The sequence below is a fragment of the uncultured Mesonia sp. genome, assembly GCA_947499595.1.
GTDB lineage: Bacteria > Bacteroidota > Bacteroidia > Flavobacteriales > Flavobacteriaceae > Mesonia > Mesonia sediminis.
The window spans coordinates 256288-273094 of the sequence record CANMOY010000002.1 but is presented as its reverse complement, the minus strand read 5'-3'; the positions used below and the strand labels follow the sequence as shown (position 1 = coordinate 273094).

At 36.4% G+C, this 16807-nt stretch carries 18 protein-coding genes; 9 read left to right on the top strand and 9 right to left on the bottom strand.

Features of this window, described 5'->3' with window-relative positions:
- The first annotated feature begins 104 nt into the window (after positions 1 to 104).
- Positions 105 to 524: a CBS domain-containing protein gene (locus ACH2AZ_RS03425; protein WP_379046971.1), complete on the top strand. Its 420-nt coding sequence runs from the start codon at positions 105 to 107 to the stop codon at positions 522 to 524.
- Between the two features lie 80 nt (positions 525 to 604).
- On the opposite strand, the gene ACH2AZ_RS03420 is transcribed toward ACH2AZ_RS03425, so the two are convergent.
- The 8 genes from ACH2AZ_RS03420 to ACH2AZ_RS03385 form a co-directional block, all read right to left on the bottom strand.
- The gene (locus ACH2AZ_RS03420) at positions 605 to 2752 is read right to left on the bottom strand and encodes a prolyl oligopeptidase family protein (protein WP_394906649.1); all 2148 of its coding nucleotides are present in this window, start codon (positions 2750 to 2752) and stop codon (positions 605 to 607) included.
- A 64-nt stretch (positions 2753 to 2816) separates the two neighbouring features.
- Positions 2817 to 3383 carry a hypothetical protein gene (locus ACH2AZ_RS03415; protein WP_394906648.1) on the bottom strand — a complete coding sequence of 189 codons (567 nt, stop codon included), beginning with the start codon at positions 3381 to 3383 and terminating at the stop codon, positions 2817 to 2819.
- Positions 3384 to 3400: 17 nt separating this feature from the next.
- The gene (locus ACH2AZ_RS03410) at positions 3401 to 5803 is read right to left on the bottom strand and encodes a TonB-dependent receptor (protein ID WP_394906647.1); all 2403 of its coding nucleotides are present in this window, start codon (positions 5801 to 5803) and stop codon (positions 3401 to 3403) included.
- Positions 5804 to 5938: 135 nt separating this feature from the next.
- Positions 5939 to 6256 carry a hypothetical protein gene (locus ACH2AZ_RS03405; RefSeq protein WP_394906646.1) on the bottom strand — a complete coding sequence of 106 codons (318 nt, stop codon included), beginning with the start codon at positions 6254 to 6256 and terminating at the stop codon, positions 5939 to 5941.
- A 107-nt stretch (positions 6257 to 6363) separates the two neighbouring features.
- Entirely contained in the window at positions 6364 to 7353 is a 990-nt protein-coding gene (locus ACH2AZ_RS03400) for an aspartate-semialdehyde dehydrogenase (RefSeq protein ID WP_394906645.1), read from the bottom strand.
- 131 nt (positions 7354 to 7484) lie between these two features.
- Positions 7485 to 7904: a large conductance mechanosensitive channel protein MscL gene (gene mscL, locus ACH2AZ_RS03395; RefSeq protein WP_147861914.1), complete on the bottom strand. Its 420-nt coding sequence runs from the start codon at positions 7902 to 7904 to the stop codon at positions 7485 to 7487.
- Between the two features lie 46 nt (positions 7905 to 7950).
- Positions 7951 to 9051 (bottom strand): alanine racemase, encoded by a 1101-nt coding sequence (gene alr, locus ACH2AZ_RS03390; protein ID WP_394906644.1) that lies wholly within the window; start codon positions 9049 to 9051, stop codon positions 7951 to 7953.
- A gap of 7 nt (positions 9052 to 9058) precedes the next feature.
- Positions 9059 to 9703, bottom strand: a complete 645-nt coding sequence (locus ACH2AZ_RS03385; RefSeq protein ID WP_394906643.1) for a thymidine kinase — start codon at positions 9701 to 9703, stop codon at positions 9059 to 9061.
- Positions 9704 to 9806: 103 nt separating this feature from the next.
- Between ACH2AZ_RS03385 and ACH2AZ_RS03380 the strand changes: the two genes are divergently transcribed.
- A complete protein-coding gene (locus tag ACH2AZ_RS03380) occupies positions 9807 to 10670 on the top strand; it encodes a hypothetical protein (protein WP_394906642.1) in 864 nt (287 codons plus the stop codon).
- Positions 10670 to 11344: a 16S rRNA (cytidine(1402)-2'-O)-methyltransferase gene (gene rsmI / locus ACH2AZ_RS03375; RefSeq protein ID WP_394906641.1), complete on the top strand. Its 675-nt coding sequence runs from the start codon at positions 10670 to 10672 to the stop codon at positions 11342 to 11344. Before ACH2AZ_RS03380 ends, rsmI begins: the two co-directional genes overlap by 1 nt.
- On the opposite strand, the gene ACH2AZ_RS03370 is transcribed toward rsmI, so the two are convergent.
- Positions 11341 to 11754 carry a hypothetical protein gene (locus tag ACH2AZ_RS03370; protein ID WP_394906640.1) on the bottom strand — a complete coding sequence of 138 codons (414 nt, stop codon included), beginning with the start codon at positions 11752 to 11754 and terminating at the stop codon, positions 11341 to 11343. The two genes, rsmI and ACH2AZ_RS03370, sit on opposite strands and share 4 nt — an antisense overlap.
- 43 nt (positions 11755 to 11797) lie before the next feature.
- Between ACH2AZ_RS03370 and ACH2AZ_RS03365 the strand changes: the two genes are divergently transcribed.
- The 6 genes from ACH2AZ_RS03365 to atpH all read left to right on the top strand — a co-directional run bounded on the left by ACH2AZ_RS03365 (position 11798) and on the right by atpH (position 16761).
- On the top strand, positions 11798 to 12364 hold the full coding sequence (locus ACH2AZ_RS03365; RefSeq protein ID WP_394906639.1) for a uracil-DNA glycosylase family protein: 567 nt from the start codon (positions 11798 to 11800) through the stop codon (positions 12362 to 12364).
- Positions 12365 to 12388: 24 nt separating this feature from the next.
- Positions 12389 to 14089: a single-stranded-DNA-specific exonuclease RecJ gene (gene recJ, locus ACH2AZ_RS03360; protein WP_394906638.1), complete on the top strand. Its 1701-nt coding sequence runs from the start codon at positions 12389 to 12391 to the stop codon at positions 14087 to 14089.
- A 186-nt stretch (positions 14090 to 14275) separates the two neighbouring features.
- Entirely contained in the window at positions 14276 to 15358 is a 1083-nt protein-coding gene (atpB, locus tag ACH2AZ_RS03355; RefSeq protein ID WP_394906769.1) for a F0F1 ATP synthase subunit A, read from the top strand.
- 41 nt (positions 15359 to 15399) lie between these two features.
- Entirely contained in the window at positions 15400 to 15621 is a 222-nt protein-coding gene (atpE, locus tag ACH2AZ_RS03350) for an ATP synthase F0 subunit C (protein WP_147861906.1), read from the top strand.
- Between the two features lie 91 nt (positions 15622 to 15712).
- Positions 15713 to 16207, top strand: coding sequence for a F0F1 ATP synthase subunit B (locus tag ACH2AZ_RS03345; RefSeq protein WP_394906637.1), 495 nt, complete (start codon positions 15713 to 15715; stop codon positions 16205 to 16207).
- An 8-nt stretch (positions 16208 to 16215) separates the two neighbouring features.
- A complete protein-coding gene (gene atpH, locus ACH2AZ_RS03340; RefSeq protein ID WP_394906636.1) occupies positions 16216 to 16761 on the top strand; it encodes an ATP synthase F1 subunit delta in 546 nt (181 codons plus the stop codon).
- Positions 16762 to 16807: the final 46 nt, after the last annotated feature.

The window sequence follows — 16807 nt, the reverse complement described above, 5'->3', positions numbered from 1 at the left end:
AATAATGCAAATTTAATTGAAGCTGAAATAAGCTGATTTAAATCAGTTTTTATTTATCAAATTTTTATGAAATTTAAGGTAGAATTTAAATCAAACCAAACGTTATGAAAAAAAGAGAACCCATTTCAAAAATTATGAGCCAAGACGTTATTACCCTAAACACCCAACAAGGTCTTGCCGATGCAGAACGTTTATTTAAAAAACATAAAATTAGGCACATCCCAGTTATTAGCGGGGATAAAATTAAAGGTATGCTAAGCTATACCGATTTGCTGCGCATTAGTTTTGCTGATGCAGTAGACGATGAAGATAAAAGTGTAGATACTGTTGTCTACGAAATGTTTACCATTGAACAGGTAATGGCAAAAGCATTGACCTCTGTAACACCCAATCACAGCATCAAAGAGGTTGCAGAAATTTTAGCTGAAAAAGAATTTCATGCGTTACCGGTTATTGAAAACGAAAAACTAGTGGGAATTGTAACCACCACAGATTTAATTAAATATTTAATAGATCAATATTAAAAAATAGGGCTGTTTAAAAACCAGTTTTAATAACATTATGTTTGGTTTTTAAACAGCCCTATTTCAATTTTGTGCAGTGTTTATAAGTTTTTCACCCCCATATTCCACAGCGTAAAGCCGTAAATATCAGCATATTGGTCTATAATTTTACTTACCGGCGTTCCTGCTCCATGACCTGCGTTTACCTCAACACGAATCAAAACTGGGTTGTCTCCTGTTTGCTTTTCCTGCAATTCTGCTGCAAATTTAAAGCTATGTGCAGGCACCACACGATCGTCATGATCACCAGTAGTAATCATTGTAGCTGGATAGGAAACCCCTTCTTTTACATTGTGTACAGGTGAATATCCCTTTAAATAAGTAAACATTTCTTTGCTATCTTCTGCTGTTCCATAATCATATGCCCATCCCGCCCCGGCGGTAAAGGTATGGTAGCGTAACATATCTAGCACGCCTACGGCTGGTAATGCTACTTGTATAAGCTCTGGTCTTTGCGTCATGGTTGCTCCAACCAATAAGCCTCCGTTTGAACCTCCTCGAATAGCCAAATAATCACTAGAAGTATAATTTTTATCGATTAAAAATTCCGCGGCAGCGATAAAATCATCAAACACGTTTTGTTTCTTTAATTGAGTACCAGCGTTATGCCATTTTTTTCCGTACTCACCACCTCCACGTAGGTTGGCCACGGCGTAAATCCCGCCTTGCTCCATCCATACCGCATTGGCAATACTAAAAGAAGGCGTTAAACTTATGTTGAAACCGCCATAACCATAAAGAATTGTAGGGTTTTTGCCATCTAAAGCAAGACCTTTTTTATGAGTAATAATCATAGGAACCTTAGTCCCGTCTTTAGAGGTATAAAACACCTGTTTACTTTCATAATCTTCTGGATTAAAATCGATTTTTGGTGTATTAAAAACTTCTGAATTCCCTTTTTCTATATCATATTTGTAAATGCTACCTGGGGTAACATAGTTAGTAAAAGAATAATACAATTCTTTATCTTCCTTTTTAGCTCCAAATCCATTTACGGTTCCCACACCAGGAAGTTCGACTTCACGAATTAATTTACCCTTGTAATCATATTGTTTTACCATTGAAACGGCGTCTTTCATATAATTAGCGAAGATATATCCGCCCCCTTTGGTAGGTGTTAACACAAATTCTGTTTCGGGAATAAGGTCTTTCCAATTTTCTGGTTGTGGATTTTTAGCATCTACCTGCACCACTTTTTTATTGGGCGCATTTAAGTTGGTTGTTAAAAACAACTGATCTCCTTGATTATCTAACAAATATGTATCTGATTTGGTGTGATCTAAAATAGTTACTAATGCACTATTCGGTTTTTCTAAATTTTTAAGAAAAAGCTTATTTCCCGATGTACTTACACTGGCTGCAATAAGTAAATACTTATTGTCTTGGGTAACGGCAGATCGCACATAACGATGTTTTTCTTCTGGGCTTCCTCCAAAAATCAAACGATCACTTTTCTGGGCAGTACCCAATTGATGATAGTAAAGCTTATGCTGATCTGTTTTTGCCGACAACTCGCTACCTTCTGGTTTATCATAGCTGGAGTAAAAGAATCCTTCATCACCTTTCCAAGAAATTCCACTGAACTTAACATCAACTAACGTATCTTCTACAATTTCCTTAGTTTCTGCATTCATCACAATAATCTTTCGCCAGTCGCTACCTCCTTCAGAAATAGAATATGCTAAAATTTTACCATTCTCAGAGAAACTAAATGCATCTAAAGAAGTTGTTCCGTCTTCGCTGAATTTATTAGGGTCAAGAAAAACTTCTGCTGTAGACGCATCCTCATTTTTCTTATGACGATAGATCACATATTGATTTTGCAAACCATCATTTTTACTAAAATAAGTGTAATCACCCTCTGTATATGGCGCACCTACTTTTTCGAAATTCCATAATTCTGCCAAGCGATTTTTTAATGAATCTCTGTACGGAATTTGATCTAAGTAATTAAATGTAACTTCATTTTGCTGCTTAACCCATTCTTCGGTTTCAGCACTTCTGTCATCTTCTAGCCATCGGTAAGGATCTTTTACTTCTTGACCGAAGTAAGTGTCAACGCTATCTACCTTTTTGGTTTTAGGATATGTCAAAGCAATATCTTTTTGTTGGTTTTGATTGTCTTCTTTTGGCGTTTCTTTGCAAGCCATTACGCTTACAGCCAAAAGTGGTAATATTATTTTTTTCATGCTACTGCTGTTTAATTGCCCCTCAAAAATAACAAATTATATCTGAGAAAGTAAGGTTTAAAATTTAAAGGCCTATTTGAATTTGAAAAGCCACCTCAACATCTGTTTCTCCTCCCGTAAATGAACCCATTGGGTTAGTTACATCTTTAAGGGTTGGTTCATGAATTAATTTCACAACCAATGTGCCGTTACCTGCGGTTTGGGTTTTCCAAATGGTATTTAGCCCAATAGGGATACCTGCTGCATCTATTCCTGAAGCGCTATCATTACGTGTTAAATCTACCGCTACTTGACCAAATGCATAAGTAACAAAATGATCATTGCGTTCCTCACGAACTTCATTGGTAATATCTTCGATGTCTTGCGGATTTGACTTGTTAAAAAATTGTAACTCCACTTGATAAGTGGATCCTGGTTTTAGCATAATTACCGGTTCTTGGTAATTTTCATCTCGGTAGCTAGGATCGGTATAGGTGTAGGTTTGAGTTTCATTAGCTTCATTTACAAATGTTAGCGTCACATCGGTAATTACTTCTTCCTCATTAATGATTTCTGGGGCATCATCATCTGAGCAGCTGGTAAATAAAGTTAGGAATAATAGACTGAATAGGGTAAACTGAATTGTTTTCATGGTATTTAAATTTAAAATTAATAATTATAGGTAAGGTTAAGAATAAAATTGCGTCCCGGTTGATAGGCATAATAACGCAATCTGTTTAAATAATCGTTGTATTGAGTATTCAATATGTTTTGAACTTGGAAATTTACTTCTAAGCTGCCTGTTTTAAAAGGTGTAAAGCGCGCAGACGATTCAAAACCAAGAAGGATATAGGCTTCTGGCGGCGTACTTATATCGACCAGTACCTCCTCATAGTTACCTTCGTTAAGCACTTCATAGTAAAAATTATTATTAGGATAATTATGTTGCCTTAGGCTATGTTTAGCCTGGACGCTCATTCGTAAATCTTTCCAATTTTCTCGTTTATAGGTTAGCTGATACAAGAAATTGGGCGCGGGCATCTCGTTTAGATAATTATCTGCATCTAAATCGCGTCCTACCAAATAAGCAAAACTAACTTGGCTTTCAAAATTTTTGGCTATTCTGTAATTGGCCTGGGCATCTATTCCCCACAACAAGGCATCTACCTGTTCGTATTCCCAGACAGGAAAAGCCCCTCTAACAGTGGTTTCTAGGCCCTTTGGAACTAAAGTGATAAAATCTGTAAACCTATTTAAATAAGGATTAGCTACGAAGCTAAACGCATTTAGATCTTGCGCTAAGTTAAGGCTTATTTTATGTGAGGTTTCGGGTTTAAATCGCAAATCGCCCAATTCAATAATGGCTGCTGAATGGTGTAATCCATCCGAAAATAATTCGGCTACATTAGGCGCACGCTGCCCTCTTGTATAATTTAGAGTAGCTTCAAAATCATTTTGTTCATATTTCAAACCTCCAATCCACGAAAAATTTTGAAAATCAAATTTAGGATTGGTTAAGTATTGCGTTCCAAAATCTTCTATTATAATATTAGAAAAATCTTGCTGGTAACCCTTTTTATCCCAACTCGTTTTCAGGTAAAATTTTTGAGCATCGAGATGTGTATAATCAAAACGAAGGCCTGCTTCTGTAGTCCAGTATTCATCCCATTTATAATTTCCTGTGATATAACCCCCTACCTTGTACTGCTTGTAATCTGGAATTAGACGCTTTACACCAGTAAGTGGGTTGGCAAAATTATCCTGATAGGTTAAAACCATTCCGGCATTTAAATCATAGTTAGTGTCGTAATCAATCTGTAAATTGGTTTGAAATTCATGGGTTTTTAAGTTTAGGTCTAGAGAGGCTTTTCCTGCATCATCACCTCGACGGATGTCATACTCTAATCTATTGTTTTCCTGATAGGCATAATGCATTTTTATTTTACCTATATTCTCCAACCTTCGGTAATAAGACAACTTTGCCAGATGATGCGTTACCGATTGCTTGGGTTCATTTATCTTATAAGAAAAATCCCTAGATCTTATAGGCTTCTCCCGATTAATAGCTCTGATTAAATCAGACACATTACCAATATGCGCATCTCTTAAAATACCGTTTTCACTTTGATAGTAGCTATAGTAAACCTCAAAGCCTTGTACAAACTTATTTAAACCACCTCTTAAAGTTAGAGCCTTCTCTAAATGGCCGGTATTCGCTAAAAAATTATCTGGCGCCTTTGCATCGCCAAAGCGTTTAAACGACGCATCTGCCTGAGCATACCATCCTTTCTCGAAAGACCTGGTAAGCTGGGTATGTAAACCTCCTCCTCTACCATTACTGGCAGCTACAAGACCAGTATAACCGTAAAGGGTATCTTTTACAGGTATCTTTGCTGGTGAAGTAATTATGGCTCCTCCTAAAGCATCCCCTCCTAGTGCCAAAGCCGACGCACCTTTAACAACCTCTACTTCTTGAGCGGCCTGCATAGCAATACTAGGCGCGTGTTCTACCCCCCAATCTTGGTTCTCTAAACGTACGTTGTTTTGCATCAATAAAACTCTGCTACTATGTAATCCTTGAATAACGGGTTTTACAATACTATTTCCGGTAGTCAAAGAGGAAACTCCAGCTATTTCTTGCAAAGCATCCCCCAAACTTCCACCTCTGTGTTTGTCTAAAACGGCTCGATCTACCACAACACTAGGATTAGATTTTGTTTGATCTCTATTAATTTTCCCTACCAGGCTTACCACTTCTAACTCCTCTAAATGATGTTCTAAGTAAATGGTGGTCTTAGTGTTTCGTTCTATCAAGATAGGGTAGATTAGTTCTTGACAATCAGGATGGTTGACGCGTAGATTTTGAGCCCCCTCACATACCTCTTTAAATTTAAATTCGCCCTTAGCGTTAGTGTATATTATTTGATTGGTATTTAACAATTCTACTTTTGCATTAGCTAAGGCTTGCCCGTCATGGAAATCTATAACTTTCCCTTCTAAAATGAATGAGCAAGACTGACTATAAGCAAAATAGCTTACAGAAAACAGAAGCAGTTGTACAAATAACTTCATATTTAATTAATTTTGTTTGATTTAATTTACGGTATATAATTGGTGGTAATACAAGAGCACCATTCATACAATAAGTTAGCGTAAATTGTACTGCAACACAACCGAATCGAAGTCCGGTGTATTGATAAAAAAGTTCTAAACGAAAATTAAATTAAATAAGGAGGGGGGTTTGTTTTTTAATTCACAAACCGGCAGTTTTTGATAAAGCAACTTTGCGTGCCCCTCTATTTTTTCTCGCTCAAGGCGGAAGACGGGAGATTCAAGATGATATTCGAAAAATGTATCTTGACTAGCAACTGGTGTTTTTTGGGCGTGAGAAAGCTGACACCAAACACAGTCGTGAGCATTACTTAAGTCATCATCGTGAGAAACATTATGCAAAACTCCCACCTGGAGCATTACAAAAATTCCCAGCAAAAATGTAGTTACTATATTTTTGACACGATTACTCATCTTGATGCAAAAATAATCAATAAAAAATCAATTCTTATAAAATTATCTTAAATTCAATAGAACTGAAAACATTTATTAGGCAGCAACCCTTATTTTGTATCTACTTTTTAGACTAAATTTTGCGCAATTAAATATTCGGCTATTTGCACTGCGTTGGTTGCAGCCCCTTTCCTTAAATTATCGGCAACGATCCACATATTAATAGCATGAGAATGAGAATGATCGGCACGTATTCTACCTACAAAAACCTCGTCTTTACCTCGGGCAAAAACCGGCATAGGATATGCGTTGACATCAGGGTTATCTTTAAGTTGAACGCCTGGTGTTTCTTGCAAAACAGCTTTAATATCGCCCACACTAACCGCATTCTCAAACTCCACATTAACCGATTCACTATGACCGCCTACAACGGGAATTCGCACAGCAGTAGCCGATACTAATACATTTTCATCATGTAATATTTTTTTGGTTTCTTGAGTGAGTTTCATCTCCTCTTTAGTGTAATCGTTTTCTAGAAACACATCGCAATGCGGAATAGCATTTTGGTGTATAGGATATGGATATGCCATCTCGCCTTTTTTAGATTGCATCTCGTTCTCCAACTGCCGAACAGCTTTTACACCAGTTCCTGTAATGGATTGATAGGTTGAAACGATTACTCTCCTTACTTTAAACCTTTGATGTAACGGACTTAAAACCATTACCAATTGTACCGTAGAACAATTAGGGTTGGCTATAATATAATCTTCTTTGGTAAGCTGATTGGCGTTAATCTCGGGAACAATAAGTTTTTTTGTAGCATCCATTCGCCAAGCCGAAGAATTATCGATAACTCGAGTTCCTATCTCGGCAAACCTTGGCGCCCAAAGTAACGAAGTATCACCACCGGCAGAAAAAAGGGCAATATCCGGTTTTTTCTTTAAAGCAGCCTGCAAGCTTACAATAGGATATTCTTTTTTCTTAAAAACAATAGATTTTCCAACTGATCTTTCTGAGGCTACCGGAATCAATTCGGTAAGGGGAAAATTGCGTTCTTGTAAAACTTCTAAAATTACTTGGCCTACCATACCAGTGGCACCAACAATAGCTATTCTCATTGTTTTTTATTTGGGGTTATGCGAGCAAATATACTATTTTACAAATTTTCGTGTACTTTTAAAAAACAAAAAACCCTAAAAATCTGGTTTTTAGGGTTTCAAATTATCTACTATTTAATTAAAGATAAACCTTATTTTTTACGCAGCTCGTCTCTTATCTCGATAAGCAACTCTTCTTGGCTAGGGCCTTTAGGTGCTGCTGGTTTTGCCTCTTCTTTCTTCTTTGTTTTCTCATAAGCTCTTAAAAACAAGAAAATAAACAAACCTACAATTATAAAATTAATAATTGCTTGTATTAAATTACCATAGGTAATTACTGCTGCGTTGGCTTCATTAGCAGCCTCTAGACTCGCATATGTTGCGCCGTCTAAGGCAATGAATTTTTGGGTAAAATCTGTACCCCCAGTTATTACACCAATTATTGGCGTTATCACGTCTTTAACCACAGAATCAACAATGGTTTTAAAGGCAGCACCAATAACCACCGCTGTGGCCAGTGCTACAATGTCTCCTTTCATAAGGAACTTCTTAAAATCGCTAAAAAAACTCATATTATTTAGTTAAGGTTATTTCAGCAATTTAATAAAATATTTGAATTTAATTTATAATTTTTCGCTTAATGCGTTGAGATACCGAAGTAATCAGTTCATAAGATATACTTCCTGCCAAATTAGCAAATACTTCAGCACTTAATTCGGGGCCAAAAACAATTACCTCATCGCCCTCTTTGCAATTAATATGGGTAACATCTACCATAATCATATCCATACATACGTTTCCTATGATAGGTGCTTTCTCCCCTTTTATAGAAACATAATTTTTACCCTTTCCATATATACGGTTAATCCCATCGGCGTGACCGAGAGGGAGGGTTGCTGTCTTAGTAAATTTTTCGGCTATAAATTTGCGGTTATATCCTACAGATTCACCTGGTTGCACTTCATGAATCTGTGAAATTATTGTTTTTAAAGTAGCTATAGGCTTTAGTGCTACATCAACCGCAAAATCATTACTATAACCATGCAAACCAATTCCTGTGCGAACCATATCATGGTGCGCTTCTGGGTAATTTAATATGCCACTAGTATTACACAAATGCTTTAAAGGCCTATATCCTAATTGATTGATTAATTGCTCACTCATAGCCTTATAGTTGTTGATTTGTGAACAGGAGAAATCTTTCTCTTCTAAATCTTCACTGGCCGCTAGATGAGAATAAATGCCCTCAACCTGAACAGCCTTAGTGGTTTTTAATTTTTCAATCACTCCATCCAACTCTTGATTGGCAAAACCCAAACGATTAAAGCCGGTATTCAATTTTAGGTGTATAGGGTAATTTTTTTGTTTATGCGCTTCCGCGGAAGCGATAAAGTGATCAAGTACAAATTTACTATAAATGCTAGGAGTAAGACAGTTTTGTATTAGGGTCTCAAAATGCATGGATTGGGGATGAAGCACCAAAATAGGTTGGGTAACTCCCACCTCTCTTAATTTAACCCCTTCATTTGTATAGGCTACCGCAAAAAAATCTATACCCAATTCTTGTAATTTAAGCGCTACTTCACCTGCTTCGCTCCCATAAGCAAAGGCCTTTACAACGCCCATTACTTTAGTACTAGATTTAATTTTGCTTTTTAAGTATTCAAAATTATGTGCTAAAGACTTTAAATTTATTTCTAAAACTGTTTCTCCTATCATTCCTAAATTATTTTAAAGGCGCTTGATCTGTACTTATTTCATTATCAATTATAGACGAATCTTCTCTTTTCTTTTGTTCTCGCATCGCTTTGACGTAAGCCGCACGACTTAGGGGTTCATATTCTAGCGTTTCTCCCAATAATACTAAATCTTTACTAGCAGCTTTCCGGTAGCTATACTGCGCTAAATTTCCCGTACGCGTACAAACCGCATGTACTTTAGTCACATATTCTGCAGTGGCCATTAAATTAGGCATAGGACCAAAAGGATTACCTTTAAAATCCATATCTAGCCCAGCAACTACCACTCTTATACCTTTATTGGCCAAATCATTGCAAACACTTACAATTTCATCATCAAAAAATTGAGCTTCATCAATGCCTACTACTTGACAACCATCGGCTAGTAGGCGAATATTCGCAGCTGCAGGCACCGGCGTAGACCGTATTTCGTTTTCATCGTGAGATACCACAAAATGATCATCATACCGCGTATCGACGGCAGGTTTAAAAATTTCAACTTTTTGTTTGGCAAATTGGGCGCGCTTTAGTCTTCTTATCAACTCTTCGGTCTTACCAGAAAACATACTACCGCAAATAACCTCAATCCAACCAAATTGCTCTTCGTGATTTACTGTATTTTCAAGAAACATTTTGTATTTTTCAGCCTTTAATTAATGGGATATATTTTTGTCTTTTTTCTTAGAGTAAAATTAATAAAAATACCACCGCGTAAATAAACTTATAAAGAAAGTTATGAAAAAGCAACTAGAAGCCGAGTTAATGAGTCTTGCACACCGTATTTTACAATTACGAAACAGAGCAGATGTGCACGAGTTAAAAGCAATTAGCGCAGAATTGCATGAAAAACTAAGCGTGCTTTCTTTTACCGAAAAACATTTTGAAGGTCACCAACCTACAATTGGTAAATCCCAGATTGAAGAACGCTTGACAAGATTTGATGAATCTACCCACACCCAAACTAAAACCACCGCAACCAGCCAAGAAAAGCCTATTGAGAAAACTTCAGGATCTGATCATAAAGATATTACTGAGTCAAAAAAAGACACCCCAAAAGAAGAAAACACATCAGATTTAAAAACCTCTGAAACTTCAAAATCAATTAACCAAGAGAAAACTGAAACAGAGGCTAGCGTAAAAAAAGAAGAAAACACCACAGATTTTGGAGTTCATTTTGATGAATTACCTCAATTTGAACCAATAGGCACCACAAAAGAACAAGAAAAACCAAGCCAACCAGCCACTACAAAAAAAGAGCAGTCTTTACCAAAACAAGAGATGCTTTTTGGAAGCGAGTTAGCCGAATTTGAACCTAAAAAAACACACAACGACCAGGTTGCACAGAAAAAATCACTCAATCAACGTTTGAAACAAGGTATACAGATTGGTTTAAATGACCGTTTGGCCTACATCAAACATTTGTTTGATGGCGATGCAAACGATTATAATCGCGTGATTTCCCAACTTAACACCTTAGAGCATTGGCAAGAAGCGCATAGTTTTCTTCAAGAACAAGTAAAACCCGACTATAACCATTGGGAAAACAAAGAAGAAATTGAAACCCGCTTTATGAATGCAATTGAAAATAAATTTATATAATGAGTAAATTATTTCTAGTTCCTACACCCATCGGAAATTTAGAAGACATTACCTTAAGAGCTTTACGGATCTTAAAAACGGTCGATTTTATTTTAGCCGAAGACACAAGAACAAGCGGTAAACTTCTAAAACATTTCGAAATAAATACTCCTATGCATAGCCATCATATGCATAATGAACATAAAACTATAGCCAAAATAGTTGATCGTATTTTAAATGGTGAAACCGCCGCACTCATTAGCGACGCGGGCACACCTGCCATTTCTGACCCTGGTTTCCTACTCGCCCGAGCTTGTATTGAGGCCGGCATAGAAGTAGACTGTCTACCAGGAGCTACGGCTTTTGTACCCGCATTAGTCAATAGTGGATTACCAAATGACAAGTTTGTATTCGAAGGTTTTTTACCCGTCAAAAAAGGAAGACAAACCCGCTTAAAGTTTTTAAGCGAAGAAACTAGAACCATGGTATTTTATGAATCACCTCATAAGTTGCTTAAAACCCTAAACCATCTTGCTGAATACCTAGGAGAAGGGCGATTAGCCAGTATTTCGAGAGAAATCTCAAAAATGCATGAAGAAACTCAAAGAGGCAGTTTAACAGAATTAACTAAACATTATACCGAGAAACCACCCAAAGGCGAAATAGTTCTCATAGTTGCAGGAAAAACCGCTTAATCTGCTTGCTCAATAAGTGCTTCTATTAAATTTAAAAGCGCCAGCCGATCTTGCTTTGAATAAGATGTTAAATGAAAATGTTTCTTCTCCTGATTCAACCGCAAAACTAGCTCATCTCCCTGAAGATATGCTGATTTGATATCGGTTATTTTAATTTTTTGTTTTTCATAATTTTTCAGCTTAAAGCGGATAAAAACAGGGTCATAAAGAACTTGATTTTTCCGCAATCTCATGACGAAGAAACTAGTAATTAATAATAGATTACCTAATATTATAAGGTAAAAATAAATAGTGCTTTCACTAAGAATATAACCTGACAAACCAATGAGTAAAAGCAAGGCGCCTACTACTATCACTAATCCTATAATCAAAAGGTTATTTTGCTTAAATTTTAAGGTATCCTGCTGCATAATTATTTATGGTTGTTCAAAAGTAATTAAATAGCTTTGCTTTATGAAAGACTTATTAAAAGATATTCGTTCTTGTACCCTCTGCGAAAAGAATTTACCCCTTGGTGCTAAACCCATAGTGCGTTTTAATCAAAATACAAAAATACTATTGATAAGTCAGGCCCCAGGAAGAGCTGTTCACAACACCGGTATTGACTGGAATGATCCAAGCGGAAGAAAATTAAGAGAATGGCTCGGCGTTACAGATGAACAATTTTATAATACCGATTACTTTGGCGTAATGCCCATGGGATTTTGTTATCCTGGCAAAGCCAAAACTGGTGACTTACCTCCTAGAAAAGAATGTGCGCCTTTATGGCACAAAAGCATATTAGACGCTTTTAAACAACAACCTTTAAAAATACTCATTGGGGCGCACGCATGTAAATATTACCTTGGCACAAAAAAAAAATTAACCCAACAGGTTGAAAATTATAAAGATTACCTTCCTCAATATTTACCTTTACCACATCCTTCTCCCGTAAACCGATTTTGGCGAAGCAAAAACCCTTGGTTCGAAAAAGATGCAATTCCTTATATAAGACAATATATACAGCATAAAGTTTTGTAACTTTATCTGTTCAAATCCATAAAAATGCGCTGGACATTAAAACCAATACCCGATATTGATAAGGTCAAACACCTACAAGAGGTACTTCAAGTAGACCAGAATATTGCCACTTTATTGGTTCAGCGCGGAATTGAAAATTTTGAGCAAGCAAAAGCTTTTTTTAGACCAAGCCTAGCCGACCTGCACGACCCATTTTTAATGCAAGACATGGATATCGCTGTAAACAGAATTGAACAAGCCATACAGCTTAATCAAAGAATTCTTGTATATGGAGATTATGATGTAGATGGCACAACAAGTGTTGCATTGATGAGTTCTTATTTACGCAATTATACAGAAAATGTAATTTGCTACATACCTGATAGATACAAAGAAGGTTATGGTATTTCTTATCAAGGTATTGATTTTGCACACGATAATGAATTCGATTTAATTATTGCGTTAGATTGTGGCATCAAAGCGGTAGATAAGGTAGATTATGCACAAAAGAAGGGATTAGACTTCATTATTTGCGATCACCACAGACCAGGACCCGAAATACCAAAGGCAGTTGCCGTTTTAAATCCTAAGCGACCCGATTGTAACTACCCTTACAAAGAACTTTGCGGATGTGGAGTTGGTTTCAAATTAATACAAGCTTTAGAAAAAAATCAAGGTAGAGGTATTGAGTTTTTGACCCCTTATTTAGATCTAGTAGCCACAGCCATTGGCGCAGATATTGTACCTATAACAGGAGAAAATAGAATTTTAGCTTTTTACGGATTGCAGGTAATCAACAGCTTGCCTCGTGTTGGTTTTCAAGCCATTATAAAAGAAATCAATAAAAAAAAACTAAGCATAACCGATGTAGTTTTTATCATTGCACCCCGAATAAATGCTGCTGGTCGAATGGAACACGCTTTACACGCGGTGGATCTAATGCTTACCACCGACCCCAAGGAAGCACAAGAAATGGCTCATGCCATTGATAGATTTAACCAAGACCGTCGAGAAACAGATAAAAATATAACTCAAGAGGCATTAAGCCAAATAAAAAGTTTAAAAGAAGAAAAAAGAACCACCACAGTAGTTTATCAAAAAGATTGGCACAAAGGAGTAATAGGAATAGTGGCATCGCGTTTAACCGAGACCTACTACAGACCCACCTTAGTGTTTACAAAAAGTGGAGAAAAGTTAGCTGCTTCGGCAAGATCTGTAAAAGGATTTGATTTATATGCGGCTTTAGAAGCCTGTCAAGAATTAATTGAGCAGTTTGGAGGTCATAAGTATGCTGCTGGCCTAACCTTGACTGAAGAGAATTACAGCCTTTTTAAACAAAAATTTGAACAAGTCGTACAACAACAAATCAACCCCAAACTACTAGAACCCGAAATAAACATCGATTTAAAACTAGACTTCAAATCAATAACTCCAAAATTTTATAGAATCCTGAGCCAATTTGCGCCTTTCGGTCCAGGAAATCCAGCCCCCATCTTTATGACTGATAATTTGAAAGAAAACGGCTTTTCTAAACAAGTAGGAGCAGATAAAAATCACCTTAAATGCAGTCTTAAACAGAGGGGCAGTAAGCATATTTTTTCTGGGATAGGATTTAACTTGGGTAAGCATCTACAAGATCTACTCCGCGCTAAAAGTTGCTCGGCTGTTTATAGTCTAGAAGAAAACGAATGGAACGGCCAAACCACCCTGCAACTTAAGCTAAGAGATTTCGATTTCAAGAATTAGCCCAACCTGTAGCACCACTTAATTCTTGTTAACTGAAAACGAAGTGCTTAAACCGCAAAAACGCTCCATCTAGCATTGTCTGGCAGCCTATATAAAAAATTTAATTACAAGTCTTTTAAATAAGTTATAAAAGACTATCTTTGCACAAAATTTTTTAAGCGCAATCCATTAAGTTGATCAGCTATGATGACAACATTTAAATCGTTTAAGTTTCTAATTGCACTAGCAATAACCTTAACTGCGATCCCTTTTAACTCATTGGCTAAAGAATCAAATTCTGAAGCTGAAGAGCAGTTTAACCCTACAGACATGATAATGCATCATATTGGTGATGCGCATGGATGGCACTTTTTAGGAAGTGGTGATAATTCATACACCTTGCCATTACCCGTAATTCTTTATACTGAAGACGGAGTGGTTTCTTTTATGTCTAGTGAATTTCATCACGATATTGAAGGTGAAGTTGTGGTAGAGAAAGACGGTAAGCGCTTTGTAAATTATCACGAGACGATTTATCAACTTAATGCGGGTGAAGAAAAACTTAGTTTTGGTGAAGACCATTACCCCAATAATGCTACAGCTCCAACTGATTTATCGATAACTAAAAACGTAGCGGCTATGTTTTTAACGGTAATAGTAATGCTTATTTTCTTTTTTAGCCTAGCGCGTCATCATAAAAAAAGTGACAAAGCGCCAAAGGGTCTTAATAATGCCTTGGAAGCCTTAGTTCTTTTTGTACGTGATGACATTGCCATACCAAATATAGGTAAGAAAAAGTATATGAAGTTTATGCCATTCTTACTAACTGTATTTTTCTTTATTTGGATTACCAATTTATTAGGGCTTTTGCCTGGAGCAGCAAACGTTACTGGAAATATTTCGGTTACGGTTGCTTTAGGATTATTTACCCTAATTTTGATTTTAATAAACGGTAATAAAGATTACTGGGCGCATATTTTCTGGATGCCCGGTGTACCCGTGCCTGTTAAAATATTATTAGCACCAATTGAGTTGATTGGATTATTCATTAAACCAATTGCCTTAATGATACGTCTATTTGCGAATATCACTGCGGGGCATATTATTATTTTAAGTTTATTAGGCTTAATTTTTATTTTAGAAAATGTAGGTGTAGCCGGAATTTCGGTTCCATTCGCCTTATTTATAATGGTATTAGAGCTATTAGTAGCATTTTTACAAGCTTTTATCTTTACCATGCTATCGGCCCTTTTTATTGGAGTGGCCGTTGAAGAACATGAACATCATTAATTTTAATTTTTTAATTTTTTAATTTTTTAATTTTTTTTACTATGGAATTATTATATGTAGGATTGGCAGCTTTAGGAGCTGGATTAGCAGTTTTTGGAGCAGCATTTGGTGTTGGTAAGATTGGTGCAGCCGCAATGGAGGCTATCGCTCGTCAACCAGAAGCAGCAAACAAAATCCAAACAGCAATGATTATTGCGGCAGCTCTTGTAGAAGGGGTGGCGTTATTTGGTGTAGTAGCAGCCTTATTAGGGGTGTTAAAATAAGCCTATTGAAAAAACACTTCTTTTTAACGGTTGGTTAAAAAGAAGTGTTTCTAAAAAAAAATTAAATTAATTTTAGATAGTATAGAAACCTATGGATTTAATTAAACCAGATTTTGGATTATTTGTGTGGCAAACGGTTGTCACCTTAATTTTAATATTTCTTTTAGCTAAATTTGCTTGGAGACCTATCCTTGATTCCATAAAGAAAAGAGAAGACTCTATTAATGATGCCCTAGACGCTGCAGAAAAAGCACGTTTAGAAATGCAAAACTTAAAGGCAAACAACGAGAAACTATTAAAGGAAGCACGTGAAGAGCGTGATAAAATGCTTAAAGAGGCGCATTCGATTAAAGAACGAATGATCAACGAAGCTAGCACAGAAGCAGAGCTAAAGGCAAGCAAAATGATTAGTGCTGCACAAGAGGCGATTGCACAAGAAAAACAAGCTGCACTGAACGAAATCAAACAGCAAGTAGCCGAATTGTCAATCGAAATCGCAGAAAAAGTAGTAAAAAAAGAATTAAACAGCCAAGAAAATCACATGCAGTTAGTTGATAATATGCTAGCCGATGTGAAGCTAAATTAACAAAAACTATGGCCAATACTAGAGCAGCACAACGCTATGCCAAAGCAATTTTAGAATTAGCTAAAGAAAAGGCGGTATTAAAAGAGGTGAATTCAGATTTTCGTTTACTAGAGAACACTCTAAAAGAAAATAAAAATTTAGCTAATATCCTTAAGAGCCCTGTGGTAAAGGCAAGTGATAAACAAGCAATTTTAAATCAGATTTTTACAAACGTTGATGCCATCACCCAAAACACCTTTGCTGTGCTTATAGAAAATGGTCGCATAGCTCTTATACAAGATGTAGTAAAGCAATTTATTCGTTTGTATGATGAAGATCAAAACATTAAGGTAGCTCACGTAACTACCGCAACCGCATTAACACCGGCTATGCATACTAAATTACTGGATAAAGTAAAACAACTTACCGGTAGTGAAGCTACCTTAACCAATGCTATTGACGAAAGCATTTTAGGAGGTTTTATTTTACGTGTGGGCGACTTACAATATGATGCTAGTGTAGCAGGAAAATTGAATTCGCTTAAAAAGAAGTTTAATCAAAACGCATATATTTAACAGAAATAAAAACGATACGCGCACGTATTCATTTATACTAAATAAT

Bases quoted from the DNA above. Each gene is read 5' to 3' on its own strand.
- ACH2AZ_RS03425 (WP_379046971.1), top strand. From the start codon at position 105: ATGAAAAAAAGAGAACCCATTTCAAAAATTATGAGCCAAGACGTTATT.
- ACH2AZ_RS03420 (WP_394906649.1), bottom strand. From the start codon at position 2,752: ATGAAAAAAATAATATTACCACTTTTGGCTGTAAGCGTAATGGCTTGC.
- ACH2AZ_RS03415 (WP_394906648.1), bottom strand. From the start codon at position 3,383: ATGAAAACAATTCAGTTTACCCTATTCAGTCTATTATTCCTAACTTTA.
- ACH2AZ_RS03410 (WP_394906647.1), bottom strand. From the start codon at position 5,803: ATGAAGTTATTTGTACAACTGCTTCTGTTTTCTGTAAGCTATTTTGCT.
- ACH2AZ_RS03405 (WP_394906646.1), bottom strand. From the start codon at position 6,256: ATGAGTAATCGTGTCAAAAATATAGTAACTACATTTTTGCTGGGAATT.
- ACH2AZ_RS03400 (WP_394906645.1), bottom strand. From the start codon at position 7,353: ATGAGAATAGCTATTGTTGGTGCCACTGGTATGGTAGGCCAAGTAATT.
- mscL (WP_147861914.1), bottom strand. From the start codon at position 7,904: ATGAGTTTTTTTAGCGATTTTAAGAAGTTCCTTATGAAAGGAGACATT.
- alr (WP_394906644.1), bottom strand. From the start codon at position 9,051: ATGATAGGAGAAACAGTTTTAGAAATAAATTTAAAGTCTTTAGCACAT.
- ACH2AZ_RS03385 (WP_394906643.1), bottom strand. From the start codon at position 9,703: ATGTTTCTTGAAAATACAGTAAATCACGAAGAGCAATTTGGTTGGATT.
- ACH2AZ_RS03380 (WP_394906642.1), top strand. From the start codon at position 9,807: ATGAAAAAGCAACTAGAAGCCGAGTTAATGAGTCTTGCACACCGTATT.
- rsmI (WP_394906641.1), top strand. From the start codon at position 10,670: ATGAGTAAATTATTTCTAGTTCCTACACCCATCGGAAATTTAGAAGAC.
- ACH2AZ_RS03370 (WP_394906640.1), bottom strand. From the start codon at position 11,754: ATGCAGCAGGATACCTTAAAATTTAAGCAAAATAACCTTTTGATTATA.
- ACH2AZ_RS03365 (WP_394906639.1), top strand. From the start codon at position 11,798: ATGAAAGACTTATTAAAAGATATTCGTTCTTGTACCCTCTGCGAAAAG.
- recJ (WP_394906638.1), top strand. From the start codon at position 12,389: ATGCGCTGGACATTAAAACCAATACCCGATATTGATAAGGTCAAACAC.
- atpB (WP_394906769.1), top strand. From the start codon at position 14,276: ATGACAACATTTAAATCGTTTAAGTTTCTAATTGCACTAGCAATAACC.
- atpE (WP_147861906.1), top strand. From the start codon at position 15,400: ATGGAATTATTATATGTAGGATTGGCAGCTTTAGGAGCTGGATTAGCA.
- ACH2AZ_RS03345 (WP_394906637.1), top strand. From the start codon at position 15,713: ATGGATTTAATTAAACCAGATTTTGGATTATTTGTGTGGCAAACGGTT.
- atpH (WP_394906636.1), top strand. From the start codon at position 16,216: ATGGCCAATACTAGAGCAGCACAACGCTATGCCAAAGCAATTTTAGAA.